The 21,883-nt window shown below is 66.3% G+C and carries 19 protein-coding genes; 7 read left to right on the top strand and 12 right to left on the bottom strand.

Annotated elements, in window-relative coordinates:
• The first annotated feature begins 137 nt into the window (after positions 1–137).
• Entirely contained in the window at positions 138–3,113 is a 2,976-nt protein-coding gene (locus LVJ94_37425; protein ID WXB02584.1) for a DEAD/DEAH box helicase, read from the top strand.
• A 188-nt stretch (positions 3,114–3,301) separates the two neighbouring features.
• Here LVJ94_37425 and kduI read toward each other — a convergent pair whose 3' ends face one another.
• Positions 3,302–4,150 carry a 5-dehydro-4-deoxy-D-glucuronate isomerase gene (gene kduI / locus LVJ94_37420; GenBank protein WXB02583.1) on the bottom strand — a complete coding sequence of 283 codons (849 nt, stop codon included), beginning with the start codon at positions 4,148–4,150 and terminating at the stop codon, positions 3,302–3,304.
• Between the two features lie 105 nt (positions 4,151–4,255).
• Here kduI and LVJ94_37415 point away from each other — a divergent pair, with 105 nt between their 5' ends.
• Positions 4,256–4,510 carry a hypothetical protein gene (locus LVJ94_37415; GenBank protein ID WXB02582.1) on the top strand — a complete coding sequence of 85 codons (255 nt, stop codon included), beginning with the start codon at positions 4,256–4,258 and terminating at the stop codon, positions 4,508–4,510.
• Between the two features lie 190 nt (positions 4,511–4,700).
• Here the strand turns inward: LVJ94_37415 and LVJ94_37410 are convergent, their stop codons facing one another.
• Positions 4,701–6,146 carry a DNA photolyase family protein gene (locus tag LVJ94_37410; GenBank protein WXB02581.1) on the bottom strand — a complete coding sequence of 482 codons (1,446 nt, stop codon included), beginning with the start codon at positions 6,144–6,146 and terminating at the stop codon, positions 4,701–4,703.
• Positions 6,143–7,171 (bottom strand): LacI family DNA-binding transcriptional regulator, encoded by a 1,029-nt coding sequence (locus tag LVJ94_37405; protein WXB02580.1) that lies wholly within the window; start codon positions 7,169–7,171, stop codon positions 6,143–6,145. The genes LVJ94_37410 and LVJ94_37405 overlap by 4 nt, the downstream gene beginning before the upstream one ends.
• Before the next feature lie 109 nt (positions 7,172–7,280).
• Here LVJ94_37405 and LVJ94_37400 point away from each other — a divergent pair, with 109 nt between their 5' ends.
• Both LVJ94_37400 and LVJ94_37395 read left to right on the top strand, forming a co-directional pair.
• A complete protein-coding gene (locus LVJ94_37400; GenBank protein ID WXB02579.1) occupies positions 7,281–8,138 on the top strand; it encodes a fumarylacetoacetate hydrolase family protein in 858 nt (285 codons plus the stop codon).
• Positions 8,116–9,408 (top strand): MFS transporter, encoded by a 1,293-nt coding sequence (locus LVJ94_37395; GenBank protein ID WXB02578.1) that lies wholly within the window; start codon positions 8,116–8,118, stop codon positions 9,406–9,408. Before LVJ94_37400 ends, LVJ94_37395 begins: the two co-directional genes overlap by 23 nt.
• Here LVJ94_37395 and LVJ94_37390 read toward each other — a convergent pair.
• Both LVJ94_37390 and LVJ94_37385 read right to left on the bottom strand, forming a co-directional pair.
• Positions 9,405–9,704, bottom strand: a complete 300-nt coding sequence (locus LVJ94_37390; protein ID WXB02577.1) for a hypothetical protein — start codon at positions 9,702–9,704, stop codon at positions 9,405–9,407. The two genes, LVJ94_37395 and LVJ94_37390, sit on opposite strands and share 4 nt — an antisense overlap.
• Positions 9,697–10,386, bottom strand: coding sequence for a hypothetical protein (locus LVJ94_37385; protein WXB02576.1), 690 nt, complete (start codon positions 10,384–10,386; stop codon positions 9,697–9,699). The genes LVJ94_37390 and LVJ94_37385 overlap by 8 nt, the downstream gene beginning before the upstream one ends.
• Before the next feature lie 128 nt (positions 10,387–10,514).
• On the opposite strand from LVJ94_37385, the gene LVJ94_37380 reads away from it, so the two are divergent.
• Positions 10,515–12,191 carry a hypothetical protein gene (locus LVJ94_37380; protein ID WXB02575.1) on the top strand — a complete coding sequence of 559 codons (1,677 nt, stop codon included), beginning with the start codon at positions 10,515–10,517 and terminating at the stop codon, positions 12,189–12,191.
• Between the two features lie 24 nt (positions 12,192–12,215).
• On the opposite strand, the gene LVJ94_37375 is transcribed toward LVJ94_37380, so the two are convergent.
• The gene (locus LVJ94_37375; GenBank protein WXB02574.1) at positions 12,216–12,497 is read right to left on the bottom strand and encodes a DUF427 domain-containing protein; all 282 of its coding nucleotides are present in this window, start codon (positions 12,495–12,497) and stop codon (positions 12,216–12,218) included.
• Between the two features lie 216 nt (positions 12,498–12,713).
• On the opposite strand from LVJ94_37375, the gene LVJ94_37370 reads away from it, so the two are divergent.
• Positions 12,714–13,097 carry a response regulator gene (locus LVJ94_37370; protein WXB02573.1) on the top strand — a complete coding sequence of 128 codons (384 nt, stop codon included), beginning with the start codon at positions 12,714–12,716 and terminating at the stop codon, positions 13,095–13,097.
• A 14-nt stretch (positions 13,098–13,111) separates the two neighbouring features.
• Here the strand turns inward: LVJ94_37370 and LVJ94_37365 are convergent, their stop codons facing one another.
• Positions 13,112–14,251: a VWA domain-containing protein gene (locus tag LVJ94_37365; GenBank protein WXB02572.1), complete on the bottom strand. Its 1,140-nt coding sequence runs from the start codon at positions 14,249–14,251 to the stop codon at positions 13,112–13,114.
• 131 nt (positions 14,252–14,382) lie between these two features.
• On the opposite strand from LVJ94_37365, the gene LVJ94_37360 reads away from it, so the two are divergent.
• Positions 14,383–15,645, top strand: coding sequence for a serine/threonine protein kinase (locus tag LVJ94_37360; GenBank protein ID WXB02571.1), 1,263 nt, complete (start codon positions 14,383–14,385; stop codon positions 15,643–15,645).
• On the opposite strand, the gene LVJ94_37355 is transcribed toward LVJ94_37360, so the two are convergent.
• The 5 genes from LVJ94_37355 to LVJ94_37335 form a co-directional block, all read right to left on the bottom strand.
• Positions 15,605–16,483, bottom strand: a complete 879-nt coding sequence (locus LVJ94_37355) for a hypothetical protein (protein WXB02570.1) — start codon at positions 16,481–16,483, stop codon at positions 15,605–15,607. The two genes, LVJ94_37360 and LVJ94_37355, sit on opposite strands and share 41 nt — an antisense overlap.
• Positions 16,484–19,072 carry an Hsp70 family protein gene (locus LVJ94_37350; protein WXB02569.1) on the bottom strand — a complete coding sequence of 863 codons (2,589 nt, stop codon included), beginning with the start codon at positions 19,070–19,072 and terminating at the stop codon, positions 16,484–16,486.
• 5 nt (positions 19,073–19,077) lie between these two features.
• The gene (locus tag LVJ94_37345; protein ID WXB02568.1) at positions 19,078–19,413 is read right to left on the bottom strand and encodes a hypothetical protein; all 336 of its coding nucleotides are present in this window, start codon (positions 19,411–19,413) and stop codon (positions 19,078–19,080) included.
• Positions 19,410–20,651: a hypothetical protein gene (locus LVJ94_37340; GenBank protein ID WXB02567.1), complete on the bottom strand. Its 1,242-nt coding sequence runs from the start codon at positions 20,649–20,651 to the stop codon at positions 19,410–19,412. The genes LVJ94_37345 and LVJ94_37340 overlap by 4 nt, the downstream gene beginning before the upstream one ends.
• 87 nt (positions 20,652–20,738) lie before the next feature.
• Positions 20,739–21,818 (bottom strand): GNAT family N-acetyltransferase, encoded by a 1,080-nt coding sequence (locus LVJ94_37335; protein WXB02566.1) that lies wholly within the window; start codon positions 21,816–21,818, stop codon positions 20,739–20,741.
• Positions 21,819–21,883: the final 65 nt, after the last annotated feature.

Here is a 21,883-nt window from a genome sequence, read left to right as displayed (position 1 = left end):
TTGTTTCACGCTGCGGTGGCGCCGGCAAGTTGCACTCTGGGTGACACACATGCTTTCGCTCGCTTCGCGCGGCCTGTTTTCTGGGCTGAGCCCTCACGTACGACAAAGTTTGCCCGAAGAGGGTAAAGAGTAGCCCCATGCGTCGACTTCTCGAGACAGTCAAAAAGGCAGCCCTCCCTGCGATGTGGACGCAAGGGGTCAAGCTGGTTCGCGAGAACTCGGTCACGCGCACGTCCAATGGCAGCGGCAACGGCGAGGTGACCTTGCGCGTGCGCGCCCCTGGCTTCGCCATCGCCCCCACGGTGACGCTTTACGTCGACGACGAAGAGTGGTCGTGCGACTGCGGCAGCAAGGTCGACCCGTGCGCGCACGTGACCGCGGCGGTCATCGCGGCCAGCTCGAAGAAGAGCGACAGCGAGCCCGCCGAGGAGCAAAAGACCGCGCGCCTGGTGTATCGCCTCACGAACAAGCGCCGTCTGCTCTCGCTCACCCGCGTGGTCGTCCATGATGACGGTCGCGAGGACGTGTTCGGGGGCACCCTTGCGTCCGATCTGGGACGCGGGCGAGGGCCCAGCGACTTCACGCCGACGCACGAGGACTTGCTCCTCGATCGCATCCTTGGGTCGCCGGCGCGGGAAATCCTGCCGCTGGCCCGCATCCGCGACATTTTTGGCGCCCTTTCGCACGACGCGGCGGTCACCTTCGACGGCAAGCCGGTGCACGTCTCCGGCGAGGGCGTGCCGCCGTGCGCGGTCGTCGAGGATGCCTCGAACGGTGGCTTCGTCGTGCGCATCGAGAAAAACCCGGAGATGACCGACGTCGTCGCGATGGGGATCGCGCGCTTTCGCGGCGCCGGCGACGCGCCGGACGTATTGCGCCCGCTCACCGAGACGACCACCACGGGCGACTTCCTGGAGAAGCTGCCCCTCTCCCGCACCTTCGCCCGCGCGCACGAGACGGAGCTGGTGACCCGGGTCATCCCCGAGCTGGAAAAGTCCTTCATCGTCGTCATCAAGACGAACAAGCTTTCGCGCAAGGTGGCGCACCTGGCCCCGCGCATCCACATGGACCTCTCGCACCAGGGCCACACGCTCTCGATCCTGCCGACGCTCGTCTACGGCGATCCCCCGATCGCGCGCGTCGATGGCGAGGCGGTCATCGCCTACGGGAGGGACGTGCCCGTGCGCCGCCGCGACGACGAGCGCACCCTCATTTTGCGCCTGCGCGACGACTTGAACCTCGTGCCCGGCCGCCGCGTCGATCTGAACGGCACCGAAGCGATCCGCTTCGCTACGAAGTTGCGCGATTGGCAGATCCGCACCGGCGACGAGGCGAACGCGCGCGTCTTCGAGAACCGCTCGCTCTCCCCGCGTCTCGATCTGGAAAATGGCCTCTTCGACGTGGTGTTCGAGTGCGACGGTCCGCCGCCTCCGCAGAACGTCGAGCTCGAGGGGCCGGATTCGCGCAACCCCGCCGGTCGCCGCGCCGACGCCGACGCGGTCATCCGCGCCTGGCAAGATGGCCTCGATCTCGTTCCGCTGCAGGGTGGAGGCTGGGCTCCGCTTCCCGCAAAGTGGCTCAGTGAACACGGGCACCTGGTGGCCGATCTTCTGGCGGCGCGCGATTCGGAAAAGCGGCTTCCCACGGCGGCACTGCCCGAGCTCGGCGCCTTGTGCGATGCGCTCGATACGCCCAAGCCGCTCGGCTTCGGCAAGCTGCGACCGCTGGTCGAAGGCTTCGCCGGCATCCCGCACTCGGACTTGCCCGACGGCATTTTTGCGGAGCTTCGCGCATACCAGAAGGTGGGCGTCGACTGGCTCGCGTTCTTGCGCGACGCCGAGCTGGGCGCCGTTCTGGCCGACGACATGGGTCTCGGAAAGACCTTGCAGACGATCTGCGCTATCCGCGGGCGCACGTTGGTCATCTGCCCGAAGAGCGTCGTCTACAACTGGGCCGACGAGATTGTGCGCTTCCGTCCCAGCCTGCGCACGCACATCTACCAAGGCGTGAAGCGCGAGCTCGATCGTGACGCCGACGTCACCTTGGTCACGTACGCCGTGCTCCGCCTCGATGCGACGGTTCTCCAGAGCGAAGAGTGGGACACCGTCATCTTGGACGAGGCGCAGGCCATCAAGAACCCCACGAGCCAGACCGCGCGCGCGGCCTTCGATTTGAAGGGCGCCTTCCGCGTGGCCCTCAGCGGTACGCCGGTGGAAAACCGGCTCGAGGAGCTGTGGAGCGTGATGCATTTCGCCAACCCGGGGCTGCTCGGCGGCAAGAGCGACTTCCAGGACCGCTACGCCGGCCCCATTTCCGTGGGCGATGCGTCGGCGGCCACGCGCCTTCGCACCAAGATTCGCCCCTTCGTTCTGCGGCGCATGAAGCGCGAAGTCCTTCCCGAGTTGCCGCCGCGCACCGATGCCATCCTTCACGTGGAGCTCGACGACGCGGAGCGCAGCGTCTACGACGCCGTGCGCGTGGCAACGAAGAAGGACGTCGTCGCCGCACTCTCCCAGGGCGGCAACGTCCTCGCGGCGCTGGAGGCGCTCTTGCGCCTGCGCCAGGCCGCCTGCCACGCGCAGCTGGTGCCCGGCCAAACCGCGGAGAGCTCGTCGAAGGTGGAGCGCCTGCTCGAGGCCCTCGAAGAGAGCACCTCCGAAGGCCACAAGGCCCTCGTCTTCTCACAGTGGACCGGCTTCCTCGATCTGGTGGAGCCGCACCTGCGTGCACAGGGCATCCGATTCACGCGCCTCGATGGCAGCACGCGCGATCGCGCCTCCGTCGTGTCCGAGTTCCAGGGCGACGACGGCCCGCCGGTGATGCTCGTCTCACTCAAGGCCGGCGGCACGGGCTTGAACCTCACGGCGGCCGACCACGTCTTCCTTCTCGACCCCTGGTGGAACCCCGCCGTCGAAGACCAAGCCGCCGACCGCGCCCACCGCATCGGCCAAGACCGCCCCGTCATGGTCTACCGCATGGTGACCAAGGACACCGTGGAAGAGCGCATTCTCTCTTTGAAAGAGAAAAAGCGCGCCCTGGCTGACGTGGCGTTGGGCAACGCGGACCACGCGGGTGGAATCACGCGCGACGAGCTCTTGGCCCTGTTGGAGTAGGTGGGACTCTAAAAGAATGATGGATTGAACAGGAAGACGGGAAGACGGGAAGGTTTTTTGGATTCCAATTCGGCAGTGAGCCAATTGGAAACCCAGAAAAGCGCTCCGCGCCGACCATGTCGTAAGTCCTTCCTGTCTTCCCGTCTTCCTGTGAATTCTCTCTTGCAGGGAGGGCCCCCCCGTTCGCGCTATTTCAATTGGCAGATGTCGAGGACGTTCATGTCCGTGTAATCGAGGTTTTCTCCGCCCATGGCCCAGATGAAGGAATAGTTGGATGTGCCCGAGCCCATGTGGATCGACCAGGGCGGGGAGATGACGGCTTGTTCGTTGGCCACCACGATGTGGCGCTGGGCATCGGGCTGGCCCATGAAGTGGTAAATGCGTTGATCGGGGTTTAGGCCGAAATAGAAATAGATTTCCGATCGGCGATCGTGGAGGTGCGGCGGCATCGTGTTCCAGACGCTGCCGGTTTTCAGGACGGTGAGACCCAGGAGCAGTTGGGCCGAGCGACAGATGGCGGGAACGACGTATTGGTAAATCGTGCGCTCGTTCGATGTCTCCAAGGCGCCGCGCTCGAGCGGGCTTGCTTCGGCGATGGAAATCTTTTTCGTCTCGAAGCGTGCGTGCGCCGGTGTGGAGGCCAAGTAGAAGCGTGCGGAGCGCGACGGCTCCACCGATTCGAAGGCCACGTCGGTCGAGCCCATGGGCACGTATAGACCGTCTTTGGGTTGCAAGGTGTACGAGGTGCCGTCGACGGTGACTTTGCCGGCGCCTTCGCCCACGTTGATCACACCGAGTTCGCGGCGTTCCAGAAAGGGATGGCCGGCGGCCGATGCGGGTTCGGTCTGCGCCGGCAGCTTCACCGCGCGGGATACGGGGGCGACGCCGCCGATCACGAACCGTTCGTTGTGCGAGTAATTCAGTTTGATGGAGTCGGGCGCGAAAAGCCCCTCGACCAAATAGCGTGATCGGAGCTGATCCGACGTGACCCCATCCATCATGTCCGGGTGGGTGGCGTGGTAGGTCTTTTCGAACATAACGGCTCTCCTTCTCAAGGCTTAGGTAACCGGTGTCATTTAGATTGGCAACCGCGACCGTCGTTTTTCGACAATCTTGCTGTACGCGCGGCCGAACGACTCTTCGTGCACCTTCGTCTCCTCCTTGTTCTTTTCGCCGCATGCGGATGCTACCCGACCTCACCTGCGGAGACTCCACCGCCTTCTGCCCAAGAGGCCAAACCGCCCGCCGTCGTCGTCGTCGTCGTTCCCAATCCCAGCAATGGCGCCGCCACGGCCACACCGGCTCCGCAGGCCGCACCCGCAAGCAGCAGCGCCGGCACGACGCCGGCCGACCCCGCGGCGGAGAGCAAACCGAAGCTGCCGGCCTCCGGGCTCTAATCCTCCAACGCCGAAGAAGTGGATTCACAGGAAGACGGGAAGACAGGAAGGGGTTTCGGCGTGCCGCAGCATGGAACGCTTTTTTGGGGTTTCCAGTTGGCCCACTAGGCTGATTGGAATCCAAAAAAACTTCCCGTCTTCCCGTCTTCCTGTGAATCCTCCCTCTCCGTAGAACGCTGCGACCGCCGTTTCAGCCCCGGTCATCGCGTGTGGCGCGCTTCGTCGCCGCCAAGTGTTCTTGCGCGAGAGCGAGGAACCGGTTGCGTGCCCCGGCGTGTTGCACCACGGGCCGCGGGTAGTCACGATCGAGGCGAACGCCGGCGGCGCGCAAGACGGCATCGGGCGCTTCCCAGGGCCGGTGGATGAACTTCGCCGGCATGCGCGCGAGCTCGGGCACCCAGCGGCGCACGTAATCGCCGTTCGGATCGAACTTCTCGCCCTGCGACACCGGATTGAACACGCGAAAGTAAGGTTGCGCATCGCAACCGCAGCCCGCGCACCACTGCCAGCCCGCATTGTTGTTCGCCCAGTCGCCGTCGGCGAGGTACTTCATGTAGTGCGCCTCCCCGCGGCGGTAGTCGATGAGCAGATCCTTCGTGAGGAAGCTCGCCGAGATCATCCGCGCGCGGTTGTGCACGAATCCCTCGCCGAGCAGCTGCCGCGCGGACGCATCCACCACCGGGTAGCCCGTGGTTCCAGAGACCCACGCCGACCACAGCGCCTCGTCGCAGCCCCAGGGAAAGCCTTCGAACTCCGGACGAAACGGCTTCGTGAGCAACTCCGGCCGATCCCACAGCGTGCTGTACGCGAACTCTCGCCACACGAGCTCGTTGAGAAACGACTTCGCCGCCTTCGATCGGCCGAGCGCCCGCTGCACCTCGGTCCACACGGTGCGGATCGACAGCGTTCCAAACTTGATGTCCGCCGACAGTCGGCTGGTCCCCGCGCGATCGAGCTGGTCGCGCCCTACGTCGTACTCGCGCGCAGGCCCCTCGAGGAAATGCTTCAACCGCGCACGCGCCGCGCGCTCACCGCCTTGCACCAGGTTCCCATTCGGCGCGATGCCGAGCGATTCGCACGTGGGGATCGCCACCGTTTTGGCCGAGATACCCTCCGGCGGTGGCGGGAGCACCTTGGGCGCCGCGAGAGGCTTCCCCAGCTCGGAGGCCGTCGCGGCGAACGCGCGCGCGAACGCCGTGAACACCGAGTACGGCTTTCCCGCACCGGTTCGCAACGTTCCCGGAGGCACCAGGGTCTCGCCCTCGTACAGCTCGAAGCGCACGCGCAGCGCCTCGCGCACACGGCGATCCCGCTCGCGCCCGAACGGCTCCACCCATCGATGCGCGACCACCCGATCGACCTTCCACCGTGCCGCGAGGCGGGGCACCACCTCCGTGCTCTTGCCCGCGATGACCCACAGCCGCGATCCGCGCTGCGCGAGGTTCGCCTCCAGCGCGCGCAGCGAATCGAGCAGAACTTGCATGCGATGCGGAAGCTCGCGCGCGCGCTCCGGTGCGAAGAAGTACGGATCGAGCACGAACAGCGCGATGACCTCGCCGCCCGCGGCCGCATCCCGGAGCGGCGCATGATCGGCGATGCGCAGATCCTTGCCGCGGTACCAGACCAGCGTCCTCACCCGTCGTCGGGTGCAGGCCCCGTCGACTCGCGCACGACGAGCGTCGGCAAAATAGCCTGCGGATCGTAGCGCACGCCGTGTGCGTCCCCCACGCTGCGCAGCAGCTGGTCGGCGGCGATGCGGCCGACCTCGCGCGTCGGCGTGCAGACCGTGGTCAGCGGCGGCCACACGCGCGCTGCGATCTGGAAATCGTCGTAGCCCACGACGGACAGATCGCGCGGCACCGAGATCCCCATCTTGCGTGCCGCGTAGAGCACGCCGGCGGCCATTTCGTCGTTGCCGCAGAAGATCCCGGTGATTCGCGGCGAGCGCGAGAGCAGCTTCTCCGCGCACGCGATCCCCGACTCGAACGAGTAGGCACCCTCGGCGACATTCTTCGCCAAGAGCTTCACGTCGTGCGCCGCGAGCTCCTGCAGGAAGCCTCGCTTGCGCTCGTGCGCAGAGCGGAAGGTGGGGGGACCCGAGATGTGCCCGACCCGCCGGTGCCCGAGCCCCACGAGATGCCGCGCGGCGACGATGCCGCCCACGTGGTCATTCGTGACGACCATCGCCTCGGGGTCGTCCATCGCCACGGACGCGATGCGCACGTATGCGCAATCGAGCTCGTCGAAGATGGGCGGCAGGCGCTCGTCCTCGGAGGCCGAGGGCGGCAGCACCACGCCGAACAGCTTCAAGCGCTCCACGAAGTCGCGCACGTCCGAGAGGAACGTGGGGCTCTGCCGGTTGCACGGATGCACGACCAGCTCGAAGCCCGAGCCCCGCATCCCGTCGAGCAGCCCGTTCTGCATGTTCACGACGTACTGCGGGTTTGGGTTGTCGTAGATCATCCCGACCAGGAACGAGCGCCGGAAGGCGAGCCCTCGGGCCTGCGGATCGGGCACGAAGCCCGTTTCCGCAATGATGGCGTTGATGCGCTCGCGCGTGTCGTCCCGCACCAGTGGAGACTGGTTGATGACGCGCGACACCGTTTTCTTGGAGACGCGGGCCAGGCGGGCGATGTCGTTGATCGTCGGCCGGCGGTTCACCGAGAAGGGACGCTACCACCTGTTGCCGTGCTTGCGCCACTCCGTGATGGCATTTTGGCGCGCGTGTCGATTGACAACGGGTAACCGGTGTCATGTAGTAAGGAACGGCATGACACCGGTTTCCCACGTGACCCACATCGACCGAAGCGGCGCCACGGCCCGAGCCTTCATCGAGGCTCGCCTCCGCGCACGCGCCCTGCCTGAATTTCCAGGCGCCGTCCCGGCCGACCTGGCCACCGGCTACGCCACGCAGGAAGTTGCCATCGGGCTCTGGCCCGACGACGTGATCGGCTGGAAGATCGGCAAGGTGCCGCCGCAGTACGAAGAAAAGCTTCGGGCCCCGCGCATCTGCGGCCCGATCTTCCGCCGCAAGGTCCTCATGGTGGATGCAGGCGAGCGCCATCCCGTGCCGTTCCCCGTCATCGAGGGAGGCTTCGCCGCCGTCGAGGCAGAATTCGTGGTGCGCCTGGGCCGCGACGCCCCCGCGGGCAAACGCGAGTGGACCTTGGAGGAAGCCGCGGCCATGGTCGCGTCGATGCACATCGGCATGGAGCCCGCCGGTAGCCCGCTGAAGACGATCAACGTGCTCGGCCCTACGGTCGTCGTGTCCGACTTCGGCAACAACAATGGCCTCGTCCTCGGCCCCGAGATCCCCGACTGGCGCCACAAAGCGTGGACGGACCTGCCGTGCGAGACGTGGATCGATGGTACGCGCGTCGGCACCGGCTCCGCAGCCTCCATCGCCGGCGGTCCCATCGAGGCGTTGCGCTACTTGCTCGAGCACCTGGCGACGCGCAATCGCCCGCTGCGGGCCGGCGAGTTGATCTCGACCGGCGCCGCCACCGGCATTCACGACGTCCTCGCGGGCCAGACCGCCGTGGTGCGGTTTGGCTCTTACGGGGAAATCCCCTGCGTCGCCGTGAAGGCCAGGGGCGAGGAGTACGATGACCATCGAAACTACGGTTGATTCGGCTGCACCTGCGACAACCAAGTCTTCGTTCCGCTATCGCTACGTCATCGTCTCGTTGCTGTTCGCCGCCATGGTGGTGAACTACGTCGATCGCCAGATGATCGGCGTGCTCAAGCCGACGTTGTCGAAGGAGCTCGGCTGGCGCGAGACGGATTACGCGGACATCGTCTTCTGGTTCCAGGCGTCGTACGCGGTCAGCTACCTCTTCTTCGGCCGCGTGATGGACCGCATCGGTGCGCGTTTCGGCTTCGCGATTGCCTACGCCATTTGGCAGCTCGCGCACATCGCGCACGCCGGTGCGAGCTCCATTGCCAGCTTCACCGCGGCGCGCATGGCGCTCGGCGTGGGCGAAGGCGGTGGCTTTCCCGCCGGCATCAAAGCCGTCACCGAGTGGTTCCCCAAGAAGGGGCGCGCGTTGGCGACCGGCCTGTTCAACGCCGGCACGAACATCGGCGCCATCCTCACGCCGCTCATCGTGCCGTTCATCACGCTGACCTGGGGCTGGCCCGCCTGCTTCGTCGTCACGGGCGTGGTGGCCTTGCTCTGGTTGCCGGTCTGGCTCCTCGTCTATCGACGCCCCCAGGAGCACCCGCGCGTCACGCGCGAAGAGCTCGCGTACATCCAGCAGGACCCGCCCGATCCCGTGGAAAAGATCGGCTGGCTGCGTCTCTTGCGCGTGAAGGAAACGTGGGCCTTCGCGCTGGGCAAGTTCCTCATCGATCCGATCTGGTGGATGTTCCTCTTCTGGCTGCCCGACTTCTTGAACAAGCGCCACGGTCTGAACCTGAAGACCTTCGGCCCGCCGCTCGTGGTCATCTACTTGATGTCCGACGTGGGCAGCATCGGTGGCGGCTGGCTCTCGTCCCAGATGATGAAGCGCGGTCTCTCCACGAACCGCGCGCGCAAGACGGCGATGCTCATCTGCGCCTTCTGCGCGGTGCCCGTGGGCTTTGCGGCCTTCGCCGAAAACCTCTGGGTCGCCGTCGGCATCATCGGCTTGGCCACCGCGGCCCACCAGGGCTTCTCTGCCAACTTGTACACGCTTCCGGGCGACGTCTTTCCGCGCGCCGCGGTGGGCTCGGTGGTGGGCATCGGCGGCATGCTCGGGGCCTTCGGCGGCATGGCCATGGCCAAGTACGCGGGCTACGTCCTCGAGAAAATCGGCACCTACACGCCCATCTTCGTGGTGGCGGCGTCGGCGTACCTCATCGCCCTCACCGTGATTCACCTCATCTCGCCGAAGTTGTCGGCGGCCAAGGTGGATTAGCTCTCGAGCGCTCGGCGAATCTCGTCGGGCAGGCTCTCTTGCGAGAGGGCCAGCTCGTCGACCATGAGCCGCAGTTTCCCACGCTCGGAGTCGGTGAGGCGCCCGTCGGCGGAGAAGTGCGAGAAGCTTTTTCGGATGAACTCGACGAGGAGCGCGTCCACGCGGGCGGCGGGGAGGCCTCCGGTGGCGACGGCGGTCCACAGCTCCTTGCGCTCGTCGTCGGTGACGATGCCGTCGGAGAAGATGCGAGCCAGCATGCCGGTGAAACGACGCTCGACGGAGGCGGAATCAGACATCTGCGCGAGGATAACACGGTTCCACGAGTCGCACGTACGCCCGTTGCCGCGCGCTCATCGACACCAGTGGCCGCTTGGCCTTGAGCAACGCTTCGGCCTCCGCCAGATCGCGCACGAGCCCGCGACGAATGAGCAGCGCGGCCACCACCATCGCCGATCGGCCATGCCCGAAGGCGCAGTGCACGAACAGCCCGCGCGAGTCTGCGGCGAGTCGATCCACCGCGTCGCGGAACACGTCGGGATCCGGCACCGACGCATCGAGCGCCGGCAGGCATAGGTAAGCGCGCCCCGCGTGCACCACCTTTCGCCGCACCGGCAGCTCCGCGGTCACGTCCACGACCAGATCGACGCCGGCCGGCAGATCACGCTCGCCCGGCCAGCGCCCGATCCACAGCCCGGGCACGATCTCGTTGCAGGCATCCTCGCGCACGAACAGACGAAAGAGTCCCCACGAGGTCTGCGAGAAAAGGAGGAACGGCAGGAAAAAAAGATACGAGAGGGGTGCAATCGTCCCGTCCATCCTCTTCCCGACCAACCCGGGGCGTTTGCCGGCGTAGCCAAGGATGACCACCGCCCCGAAGCTCGCCGCAGGCCACAAAAGGATCCAGAAAGCCCCTCCGAGCACCGGCGCGATGCCCGCGAACACAAGGCCAATGGAAAAGAGAATGGTCGGATATGTCACGGGATTGGCTTTCTGTGCGACTCCGCGAGAGTATGGCTCGCGCGAGGATGCAGATCGTCGACTTCTATAAGCTGACGCGTCCTGTCCAGGAGCGTTTTCTTGGCTCGGTCCGGGGGAGTGGAATGCCCGTGCCGATCTTGGAGGTGCGCATCGGTCCGAAGGAGCCCTACGCCTGGCTCGGCCTCAGCGCCGTTGCATCGCTGGTGCTCCTCGTCCTGTACCGTCTCGGGTACGGATCGCTGGAGAGCTCCTTGGCCATCCAGAAGACGTGGACCCTCGCGGCCTACGCGCTGGTGGCGATCATCGCCTTCGGCGTCGTGCGCGCCCTCGCGGTCTGGCGGGACGTGCGCGTCCTTCCGTACAAGCCGGGCGTCTACGTGTTCCCCATCGGTGTCATCGATGCGCGGCGGCACAAGATGCGCGTATACCACCTCGCCGAGCTTCAATCGGTGGAGGGGCCCTCGCCGGGCAGTCAGTTCATCCTCACGTTCACCGACGGCCCGCGCTTCGTCTTTCCTGCGCCCGACCCGGCGAAGGCCGAGCAAGCGCTGCGCAGCCTCACCGCGGCGCGCACGCAACACATCGAGGCCGTCGCCGCGCGCGAGAGCATCCGGCCCAAGGCCATTGCGGCCATCGACCCGCTGCAAGACGGCGGCTTTGCCAGCCCGCTGGTGCCGAAAACGCCCATCGCGCGCACCATCCCGCTCTGGGCGCGAAGCTGGCTCGTGGCCCCTACCATCGGCTTTCTCGCCGGCCACGCGATCTGGACGGGGCGCAACATCTGGAGCGATCAGCGCATGTTCCAGACGGCGCAGACCAAGAACGACGTTGGCTCGTTCCGCGCGTACCTTGCACGCGGCAAGGCCGACTCGAAGTATCGCGTGCAGGTCGAAGACACCCTTCTGCCGCGTGCGGAGCTGCGCGAGGCCGAGCGTGCGGGCACCGTCGAGGCCATCGAGGCGTACATTCAGTCGCACCCCAACTCGAAGATTCAAGGGGAGGTGGACAAGGTGCGTCGGGCCGCGATGCTGGCGGAGCTCGAGAAGACGAAGCAAGCCGGCACCGTCGCCGCGCTGAACGAGTTCGAGCAACGCCACCCGGATCATCGGCTCGTTCCAGAGATTCAATCGGCGAAGCATGCGGTGTACGCCGGCGCCTTCGAGTCGTATCGGCCTCTGGCGAACCCCAAGGATTCCGCCGCGCTGGCGTTCATGGAGCGCTTGCTCGCCTTCGCCGAACGCAAAGGGCCGCGCGTGGAGATCCGCTTCCAGCGCGAGATCGGCAAGGCCCTCGAAAAGGCCGATGCTGCGGTTGGCAAGAGCAGCAAGTTCATGGGCGTCCAATCGTTTCCCACGCGATACTTCGATGTCGCGCACGCCCACACGCGCGAGGCGTTCGCGGGCAAGATGCTCGTCGAGCGCTTCGCGGAAGCGTTTCCAAAGGACGTCGTCGACGTGCAGATCGGCGAGCCTCTTCTCGATCCCGATGCGCCGCTGCCCGAGCCCACCGTGCCCACGCTGTTCGTCGAGCACACCGCCGATTGGTCCGGCGGGACGGCCAGCTCCGACGTCCCTCGCGGCATCTTCGTCGTGGTCGGCGTCACCTTCGACGTGACCTTCCGCATTCCCGGCGACCCAAAGCCGTACAAGTTCAAAATGACATCGTGGCGGGCACCGCGCATGGACGCCATCAAGGGCGCCCAACAGCCTGCCGAGGAGATCATTTACGAACAGATCGCCCACGATGCGTTCGATCAGTTCACGCGGAAGTTCCTGGCGAACTTCTTCAAAGAGCCACCGAAATAATCGGAGCCTTCGCGACCGGGACGGTTACGGCTCGACGCTCACGCCGTGCCAGAAGGCGACGCGGCCGGCGAGGCTGCGCGCGCCCGGCTTGGGGCAGCGGTAATACCAGGCGGCGCCAACGTTCTCTTCGCCATCCACGACGAGATCGTAATAGCTGCACACGCCCTTCCATCCGCACACGGTGTGGCGAGCGCTGGGGCGGATGTACTGCGTCACCAAAGACGACTGGGGAAAATAGGCGTTTCCCTCAATGACCACGATGTCATCGCTTTCCGCGATAACTGCCCCATTCCAAATCGCCTTCATCGGTTCCGTAGGATCCGACGTTGGGTTCACGTCCATCGCTCGTCAAGCGCCTTTCATGCCAGTACAGCTAGGCGAGCTACGAGAATGTCGCGTGCGGTTGAGTCATGGAACGTGCGCAAAGATTGACGCAGTGTTCCCTGAATTGATGGAAAGCAACGAGCTGTTGCAACATGGCTCTGCTTGGCGAGCTCGTTTCCGCGGAATAACATCCCCGATGTGACTACCAAGTTCGTGCTCGTGGTCGACGACGACGTCGACATACGTGAGGCGGTGACAGGCGCATTGCAGGAAGAAGGCTACGAGGTTGCAAGCGCCGGCAACGGTGAGGAGGCTCTCGCGTACTTGACGTCGCCCGGCGCCAAGCGTCCCCACCTCATCTTGCTCGACTTGATGATGCCCATCATGTCCGGTTCGGAATTTCGGGCCGCCCAGGAGGCCGATCCTACGCTGTCGGCCATCCCGGTGGTTCTCGTTTCCGCTTCGGGCGACGTCGCGGTGCGCGCGGATTCGATGCGTGTCGCCGGTGTGGTGCGCAAGCCCCTGAGCCTCGACATTTTGATCGACAACGTCGAGCGCTACGCGGACAAGCGCTCGAACTAGGCGCGACGGAGCCGTTACCTCACATCCACCTGCGTCGCACACCCGAACGCAAGGGTCAGCTTTCCATCGCGGTCCGACTGCACGCCCGTGCACATCGTCGGGCACAACGTGATCTTCGTCGGCGCGTCCGGATTGTCATAGCGCCAGCCCGCGCCATTCGCGCAGTCTTTGCTGTACGAAAGGACTTGGTGCTTGGCACCCGCCGAGTAGACGACGTTCACCTGCTTGGGATCGAGCGTGCGTCCTGCGGGCGGTGGCGGAATGGCAAAGTCACACGAGAGCGTCTGCGAACGAATGCGTTCGAGCGCCTTCTGAAAGAGTCCCGTGGTGGCCGACGGATCGCGCACGTCGATCATGAGGGCTGCCTCCGTTCCTCCCGCGGCGGCGACGGCGTTCAAGCTGTCCAGTGCCGGCCCCACGCCGATGACGTACGTGCGGATCGACGGCGCGTTCAAATAGGCGTCGCGCGCGGTTTTGGCGACCGTCGGAATATTGTTGTTTGGGCAACCTTCGGAGAGCTTGCCATCGACGGAGATGCCCGGCTCGCCGTCCGTCACCAAGACGACCACCGTGGCATCCCGCGGCTTCGTCGCCGCGACGCTTTTCGCGTACGAAACAGCGCCTCGCAGCGCCGGCAAGGTGGGCGTGCCGCCTTGTGGCCGCGTCGTGTTGATGGCGGTGACCAGCGGCGTCGACTCCGAAAGCGGTGTGAGTTTCACCTCCGGATCGGCATAGTTGTAGGAGCAAACCTGTTCCGCGGTGTCATTGGTGTCGCCGAGCGGAAAGAATTGGATCGATGCGTTCATCGATTTCGATCCGGGATCGGCCAGAAAGGCCTTCATGCCGGTGCTCACCGGGATCCACTTCAACTTGGGATCGAAGGGTGGGCTGTTGTTCGTATCGCCCATGCTTCCCGATCGGTCGTACATGATGACCAGATTGGCCGGCGTGAGCGCGGCATCGGTGGCCGACGTCACGCACGCGGAGAAGACGCCTCCGGGGCCTAGCGGATCGCTGCCGAAGCTTCCTCCCGGATCCTGCTTCGTCGGATCGTCCGTGGCGTTGCTATTGTTGAATGTCGAATCGTCCCTTCCGCTGCCACATGCGGCAGTGGTCAGGCCAAGCGCGAAGAGCGCAAAGGACAAGAATGACACGACGGGAACGCGATGACCCATGTACCCCCCTGGAATTGCGTCCCGAGTAATGCATCGACCGTTCCTGGAAAATCTAAACCGACGAACGCAGATTTTCCGGTGGGGCTGCCGGTCCCTGGTAGGCTACCGGCGTGGTTAGTAGACCGCCTCGGCTGCCCTCGCTGGAGTCGGACGAAGTTTCTCGCGACGAGAGGGGCCTCATCAATAAGGTCCTCGCCGGGAAATACCTCGTGCGGAGCATCATCGGTTCGGGCGGTGTCGGCACCGTGTACGAAGCGATCGATCGTGCGCTGCGGCGCACGGTCGCGATCAAAGTGCCACACAAGACGGCCACCGATGTGATCCTGCAGCGTTTCCTTCGCGAGGGGCGCGCAGGTGCGGCTATTGCGCACCCTAACGTATGTGCGCTCTTCGATGTAGGCCCGCTCGAAGATGGGACCCCGTTCCTGGTCATGGAACGTCTCTTCGGTGACACACTGGCTGACCGGTTGGAGAAGCAGCCCAAGCTGGATTTACCCAGCGTCATCACGATTATGACGCAGGTGCTCAGCGGCCTTCACGCCGCGCATGCGCAAGGCATCGTGCACCGTGACATGAAGCCGGAGAACATCTTCGTGTGCCGCCCCGTCGGGGGCGAGGCCTTGGTGAAGGTGCTCGACTTTGGCGCATCCAAGCTCGACGGCTTTTTGCTCAGCGAAGACGAAGGCCTCGACGCGCTCACCGCAACCGGATACGCGGTGGGCACTCCTTATTATATGGCCCCCGAGCAAGCGCGCGGCGAGATGGACCCGGACGGGCGGCTCGACATCTTCGCGTGCGGCACGATCATCTACGAGGCGCTCACCGGGGTGCGGCCCTTCGAGGGCAACCACTTCAGCGAGATCTTCAAGGCCATTGCCGCGGCGAGTCCCAAACCGATCCGCAGCCTCGACCCGAGCCTGCCTGAGGCGCTCACCAAAGTGCTGGCGCGTGCGATGGCACCGCAACGGGAGTCGCGGTACCCCACGGCAGGAGCGTTCTCGCGTGCGCTGGAGTCCCTGAAGCACGCCACCGCGGACTCGAAGCCGCAGCCGGAGGAGCCGACGAGCGAGCGGCTCGCCTACCTACGCCAGCGCTTTCACGAGCTCGCCGTTCTGTACCGCAAGGGCTCTGCCGGAACAGGGGCGCCGGCGGGCCTGGGGGGACAAGCTGCGTCGGGGGTGCGTGCATCGACGGCCCCGGGCGATGGCTCGGCGGAGATCCCGGTGTTCTTCGACGAGGAGGCGCCTTCGTCGCCGTCCTACATCCCCCCGGCGGCGTACCAAAGTGGCGGCGTCGCGAGTGTGCACGAGGAAACGTCGCGATCGCGCATCCTCACGGAGCGCGATCCGATTGGGCCGCCGCGCGATCCTTAGCGCGCGCGCGGGCTTCGCGCAGGTAGGCGATGGCCGTCTCGCGGTCCGAGCTCGCGAGGCGGCGGGCGGCGTCGATCAACGCAGTGGCGGCCTCGCCGCGGGACTCGAGCTCGCCGGCGCGGACGCGTTGGGCATCGAGCCGCGTGAGTACGGCTTCGTCGAGGGGGCGCTCGCTCGGCCAAGCGCGAAGCAACGCGACGAGCCGTTCGGCCTCGACGGCACTGAGCGCGTCGCCCCGGGCCTCGGCGTGCTGGAGGCCCGTGCGGACGGCTCGTTCGCGGTAGGCGGGATCGCGCTCTGCGAGCTCGGTGAGCGAGGCGAGGGCACCCGCGCGCACGAAGCGGCTCGGTGAGCGCAAGAGCACGGCGTCGACGAAGAGCGCGTCGGCCCCGCGGACGTAGCGTCGATCGAAGCGCGCGGCCTCGGCCACCGCTTGCATGGAGGTGTGCGCCTCGCCGCAGAGAAGTCGCACCACGTGCACGCGCGAGGCGCATTCGATGGCGGCCTCGCCCTCGCGGGCGGCGCGATCGCATGCGCGACGGAAGACGTCGAGCGCTTCGAGTTTGTCCTGCCGCTGCGACGAAGCATCGAGGCAGCGCGCCAGCAGGTACAAGGACTTGGCGCGCTCGTAACGCGCCACCTCCGCGCGTGCCAGGCGCACGGCGAGGTGCACCAGGCCTTGGTCCATGAGATCTGCCGCGAGGGTCGCGAGGTCCTCGTCGTGGGACCTCGCCTTCATCTTGGCCCACAGCCGCAAGGTGCGTCCGAGCTCCCGGGCGGTCCCGAATTCGAGGACCGCCCGCAGGCCCGCCAGCGCCAGCGCGTGGAGCACCGCCATTCAACGGCTCCCGCGATCCGTCACCAGGCCGATGGACGGAATGCGCTCGAGCGCGGCCTGAATGCGCTCCAGCTCGGAGGCCACTTGCTCGAGGGTGCGCCGCGTCTCCGCCACGTCGCGCTCTCCGCCCGAGGCGGCGGCCAGCGGCCGCGAGCACTTTTCGCGAAGCCACGCGACGAGCCTCTCCTTTTCCGCGAGCTGCACGCCGCGCACTTCTTCGGTGGCGGACGGCTGAAAGTCCTCCAGGTCCAGCTCGAGGCGCGAGGCCCACGCGAAGACGCTGGCAAATCGCCGCGCGACGTAGGTCGGATCATCGTGCCGCACCGTGGAGAGTTCCTCCTGGTAGGCCGTCTCCACCAGCGCCTGCAACTCGTTGAAAAGGCGGCGCCAGGCCGGGCCGTCGGAGGCTTCGTACGCGCGCTGCGCCTCTTCGGCGATGCGCGTGAGGCGCTCCTCCCACGCCGTGCGATCCATGCCGACCAGCGGTCCCGTGGCGCGGTAGACGATGCGCCGCAACGTATCGAGCACCTGCTCGAAGCGGTGCATGGGCGGGGTCATCGCCTCGTGCTCGCCGCCGCGGAACTCGTCGATGAGGAGCCGCAGCTTCTGGCAGTGGGCATCGCACTTGTCGGGATCGATGGCCAAAAGCTCGCGGATGGATGCGCAAAGCTTCTCGCACTCGCGGTGGTACGCTTGCCCGAAGGCACCCCAGAGCGTGCGGCCAGCCTCCTCCGCTTCATCGAGCAGGGCGAGGATGGCCTCCACCTTCTCGTAGCGCACCGCCGAAGGTGCCTCCACGAGGGCCCACAGTTCCTGGCCTGCGACCTCCGCACGCGCCTCCATGCGCATCGATTCATCGCACGAGAGCTCCAGCTCGACGCGCGAGCCGACCTTCGTCTCGGGTGGCACCTCGATGACCAGGGTCTTGATGGGGAGCCGCTCCTGGAGCAAGCGCAAGACGACCCGGCCGCTCTGGTCCACGGTGAAGAATTCGCGCGACACTTTGGCGGGGAGCCCGGTGCCGTGCGAGAGCAGCACCCGGCGTTCACGGCGACCCGCCCGCACGACCTCGAGGGCGATGTCTTTGGCCACGACGCTGGGGCGACTGAGCGCGCTGGCCCGGGGCCGCGCTTCGCCCGCGCGGACGCGGTAGAGCGCAAAGGACAGCTCGGCGAGCGTCGCGCCCTTCGCGTCGACCAGCGCGAGGGTGGCCGGGTTTTCCTCGTTTTCACCGAGCGGCACGTCGAGCCGCACGTTCTCACCGGGCGCGAAGGCCGTTGCGGCGAGCGGTTGCTCGTTCGCGCGCACGGCCAAGGTTCGCGCGCCCTCCGGCGCCTCTTCGACGCGGACGCCGAGGCGCAGTTGCTTTCCCTCGCCGGCGAGCGGTGTCAAAAAGGACACGCGCGACTTCTTCGCAGCATCGCCGATGCGCAAGCCGCCGAGTTGCGCAGCATGGATGGCTGCACCGAGGGCCACGCACGTATCGACTTCGTCCTGCAGGGGCTTCGCGTTCTTGCTCTTCTCCGCGAGCAACTCGGTCACCTTGCGCACCACCAGCGGCACGCGGGTCGACCCGCCGACGAGCAGCACATGGTCGATGCCGTCGATGCCGACGCTGGCGAGTTGCCGGCTCTTTTGCAACGCGCGTTCGCAGCAGTCGAGGGTCGTGTCGATCAGGCCGCCCACGACGCTCTCGTACTCCGCGCGGCCGATCTCGGCGTCGTACCCAACGCTTTCTCCGCCTTGATCCTCGAAGATGTCCTGTTTGGATACGTGCACGACGTCGCGGGTGGAGAGCGACTCTTTGATCTCTTGCGCGAGGTGCACGAGCTTGGACCAACGAAGCGCGTCGTCGGCGTTTTGGCGAACGTCGAGCTCGAGGGTGTAACCGCGCTTCACCAGGTCGAGACGAAGGCGCTCGGCGAAGCGGCGGTCGAGATCGTCTCCGCCGAGGTAGTTGTCGCCGTCGATGGCCAGCACCTGGTACTCACCGCCCAGGCAGCGCACGATGGAGACGTCGAAGGTGCCTCCGCCCAGGTCGTACACGAGGAAGTTGCCATCGCCGAGGCGATGTTTCCACGTTGCGTGGATGGCCGCGGCCGTGGGCTCTTGCAGGATGCTCAGCACTTCGAGCCCGCTCTGTTCGGCCGCACGGCGCGTGGCTTCGACTTGCGGCGCGTCGAAGTATGCGGGCACGGTGACGGTGGCGCGTGCCACCCGCATGTCGACGTCGCTGCCTCCTGCGGCCTCCGCGGCGAGGTACTCGGCGAAGCGCGTACGCAGCTCCTTGAGGATGGCCGCCGAGATTTCCTCGGGCAGCAGCGCGTGCGGGCCCACCTCGGTGCGCGTGGTCTGCCCCATCTTGCGCTTGATGGATTCGACGATGGCGCCTCCCTTCGTCCGGCGCGCCCGCGCGGCGTGCCCCACCAGCAGCGATGCATTCTTCGCGTCCCACGCGACCGCCGAGGGCATGGTCTTTCGCCCAAAGCGATCCGCATAGAGATAGATGCGCCGCTCCGAAGGATGGCAAAGCGCAATCTCCGAATTGGTGGTGCCAAGATCGATTCCAACGGGACGGTCGACGAACATGCGTCTCACTTCTTCCTGGGAAATAGAATGGGATCGTCTCGAAATGGAGTCACAGGCGGCGGCACCACGATCGAGCCGTTTCGGCTCCCTCCCCCCCCGAAGGAGGGTTGGGGAGGGGGAGCTGAAAGCGAAGGGGGAGCCGTCCTGGGATGTGCACCCAATGCGGCGCGCACCCGCTGGGCGGGATGGAGGGTCAGCTCCTCCCACGCGGTGCGCAGTCGTTCACGCTCTTCGTCGCTATGCGCATCCTCCAGCAGCTCGCGAAAGCGCTCCGTGATCGCCCGGGCCCCGTCGCGCGGGTCGATGTCGTACGCTTCGAACGGGTTTTCGCGCGAGCTCACGGCGTTCTCCGGTACGCGCGCTGTTTGAACGCGGCCAAACGCCGCCTCGCTTCTTCCAGCGAACGAGACGTCGGATTGAGCCCCTCCGCCCGCCCGAGCATCGCCTCCATCGCCGCGATGTCCTTCTCCCCGACGAAGAAGCCCGTGCGTTCCATCGTATGGATCGCCTGGCGGCACAAGTAGCTGCAAAGCACGATGCGCGCGTTTCGATGCGACGGGCAAATGGCCAGCGCCTTCTCGGCGAGCGCAATCTGATCGGACAACGTCGTCGCCGTTTCCGCGCGGAAGATCAGCATGTGCGCGCACGATGCCAGGTAGCCCATCGGCTCATGGTTTTCCTCGATGCGGCGGCACAGGCTGTCCACCAGCGGATCGATGGTCGCCATCAGCGCGCGCAAATCGTCCCAGCGGTTCTCCCGATAGAGTTCCCACGCCGCGTCGCCCACTTGATCGATGACGAAGCGCTCCACGGCCTCATCGTATTCCGCCCACGACCAAAGCGTCGTGGCCGGATGCAGAATCCGAAGCGCGTCCCCCGACAAGCTGCCGCGCGCCGATGCATCGGCCATCGCTTCTGCAATCGAGGAAAGAGCCGCATCCAGTGCATGCCGCCTCTTCGAGTCGGCAAGCGCCATCGCGCGCCGTGCCAACCCCGCGGAGGTCGCCAATCCCGCGACGCGGCACGCTTCCGCAACGCGGGCGAGCGTTCTCCACGCGGCCCGCGCCCGCTGGGTCCGACTCCGCGCCCCTTCCTCCGCCTCACGCCCGAGGCGCTCGATCACGTCGAGCGCGGCATCGTCCACGGCACGCTCGAGCTCGGCCGGGGAAAGTTGCGATCCCGCGACGGCCCGCGCCAACTCGGACAAGTAGCGGTGCTCGTGCACCAACGCGAGCCACGCGGCCAGCGCGCGAAGGCGCGCATCGCTGGCGGCATCGGGCGTCTCTTCGCAGATGGCTTCGGCCACGCGGGTCAGATGAAGGGCCAAATGGTGCAGAAGTTCGGGCGGCATCCCCTCGAGGGGCGCTTCCCGTACGACGTGCACCAGCAGCTCGAGCTCCCCGCGGTCGGCCGCTTCCCGGGCGCGGCGCCCGGCCTCCATCCGCGCGATGCATGCGATCAAGCCGGCGGCGCGGGCAGGATGCGGCGCGCGACGCCCCGTGGTCGCCAACCAGAGTCGCTCTAGAATGCGTTCATCCTCGAGGCGGGACAGCAGCGCCTCGTCTTCGGCGCGCCACATGAGTTTCACTGTAATGGACTGCCGCCCCATTGTGGCGACTTTCCACGTGTGGGGCACGCCAGCGCACGCTCCCCGCCGTCCAGGACGTCAGAGCACATGAAAGACGTCGCCGTCACCCCACATGTATCGCCATGCGTCGGGCCGGACCAAGGTGTCATACGCCGGATGATTCCGATCCGTCTGCACCTGAAACGGTTTCCGTGCGCGAGGCAGAAACGCAAGCCGGTAGAGCATCATCTGAAGCCGCGTACAAGGCACGTGTAGCTCCACATGAACCGAGTCGACGCCGCGGCATGCGTCGAGGACGGCGCGGTATGCCCGCGTCATCCACCGCGGCGGCGCCGTCACGTCCACGATCGCCGCCTGCTGCCCGTTGCGCTCCAGCGCCACGGTTGCAACGGGCGTATCCCCATCGAGCACGACGTAGCCACGCTGCTCGCCGCGCCCGAATCGCCACGCGTAGAACACGGCATCGCGCACCGGGACAACCTGGTCACGCCCCGCGAGCGCATCGATCGTCGCCTGCCAAACGCGATCGACGCGCGCATCGGGGTGCTCTCCGAGTTCGATCAGCCGCAGGGTGGACTTGCGCGGTCCGAGCGCCCACGCGAGTGGCTGGCCCAGCGTGGCGAAGGCCGTGGCGCGCGCGCCGCCAAAGCCTCGTGCCGTGAACGGGCGCACGAATCGTTGCACGTGCCCCACCTGCGAGGCTCCGGCCTGCAAAAGCGCCTTCAAGTTGTTCGGTTCGGGGGGGCCGAACATGAAGCTCACCGCCTCGTGGCGATCGTTCATGGCGCGCAGTGCTTCGCGATGCAGCTTCGTGATGATTCCGCGCCTTCGGTAGCGCGGTGTCACGTAGCCATCGCCGCCGATGGCGCCGAGAAATGTCTGGCCCCTCACCCAGACGGGGCGCGGAAACAGCGAGGTGATTCCGACGACCTCGCCCGTGGCACCATCGGTTGCCACGAACGTGCACGCCTGCTGCGCCGGGTTGTCCAAGTACAGCCGCGTGTAGCGCTCGTCCGCCGTTCCAGGTTCGCCAATGGACGCGAAGTACTCGCGCAAAATGGGAAGCACCCCCGCGCGATCGCCCGCGTTCGCGTGGTCGATGCGCTGATAGAGGATGCCGTGATCGGGTGTCGCAGAGACCGCGTCGGGGCTCACCATGGGGGGCTTCGAGATTGGCATTCGATTCGCTACGTCGGCAAGCCGATGCGAAGAGGACCGAGCAA

The organism is Sorangiineae bacterium MSr11367 (assembly GCA_037157805.1).
In the GTDB taxonomy this organism is placed as follows: domain Bacteria; phylum Myxococcota_A; class Polyangia; order Polyangiales; family Polyangiaceae; genus Pendulispora; species Pendulispora rubella.
This window is presented reverse-complemented; position numbering and strand designations above follow the sequence as displayed.

Excerpts from the sequence above, each read along its gene's own strand:
- LVJ94_37395 (WXB02578.1), top strand. The coding sequence starts at position 8,116 with ATGACCATCGAAACTACGGTTGATTCGGCTGCACCTGCGACAACCAAG.
- LVJ94_37355 (WXB02570.1), bottom strand. The coding sequence starts at position 16,483 with ATGGCGGTGCTCCACGCGCTGGCGCTGGCGGGCCTGCGGGCGGTCCTC.
- LVJ94_37350 (WXB02569.1), bottom strand. The coding sequence starts at position 19,072 with ATGTTCGTCGACCGTCCCGTTGGAATCGATCTTGGCACCACCAATTCG.
- LVJ94_37375 (WXB02574.1), bottom strand. The coding sequence starts at position 12,497 with ATGAAGGCGATTTGGAATGGGGCAGTTATCGCGGAAAGCGATGACATC.
- LVJ94_37340 (WXB02567.1), bottom strand. The coding sequence starts at position 20,651 with ATGTGGCGCGCCGAAGACGAGGCGCTGCTGTCCCGCCTCGAGGATGAA.
- LVJ94_37335 (WXB02566.1), bottom strand. The coding sequence starts at position 21,818 with ATGGTGAGCCCCGACGCGGTCTCTGCGACACCCGATCACGGCATCCTC.
- kduI (WXB02583.1), bottom strand. The coding sequence starts at position 4,150 with ATGTTCGAAAAGACCTACCACGCCACCCACCCGGACATGATGGATGGG.
- LVJ94_37425 (WXB02584.1), top strand. The coding sequence starts at position 138 with ATGCGTCGACTTCTCGAGACAGTCAAAAAGGCAGCCCTCCCTGCGATG.
- LVJ94_37400 (WXB02579.1), top strand. The coding sequence starts at position 7,281 with ATGACACCGGTTTCCCACGTGACCCACATCGACCGAAGCGGCGCCACG.
- LVJ94_37390 (WXB02577.1), bottom strand. The coding sequence starts at position 9,704 with ATGTCTGATTCCGCCTCCGTCGAGCGTCGTTTCACCGGCATGCTGGCT.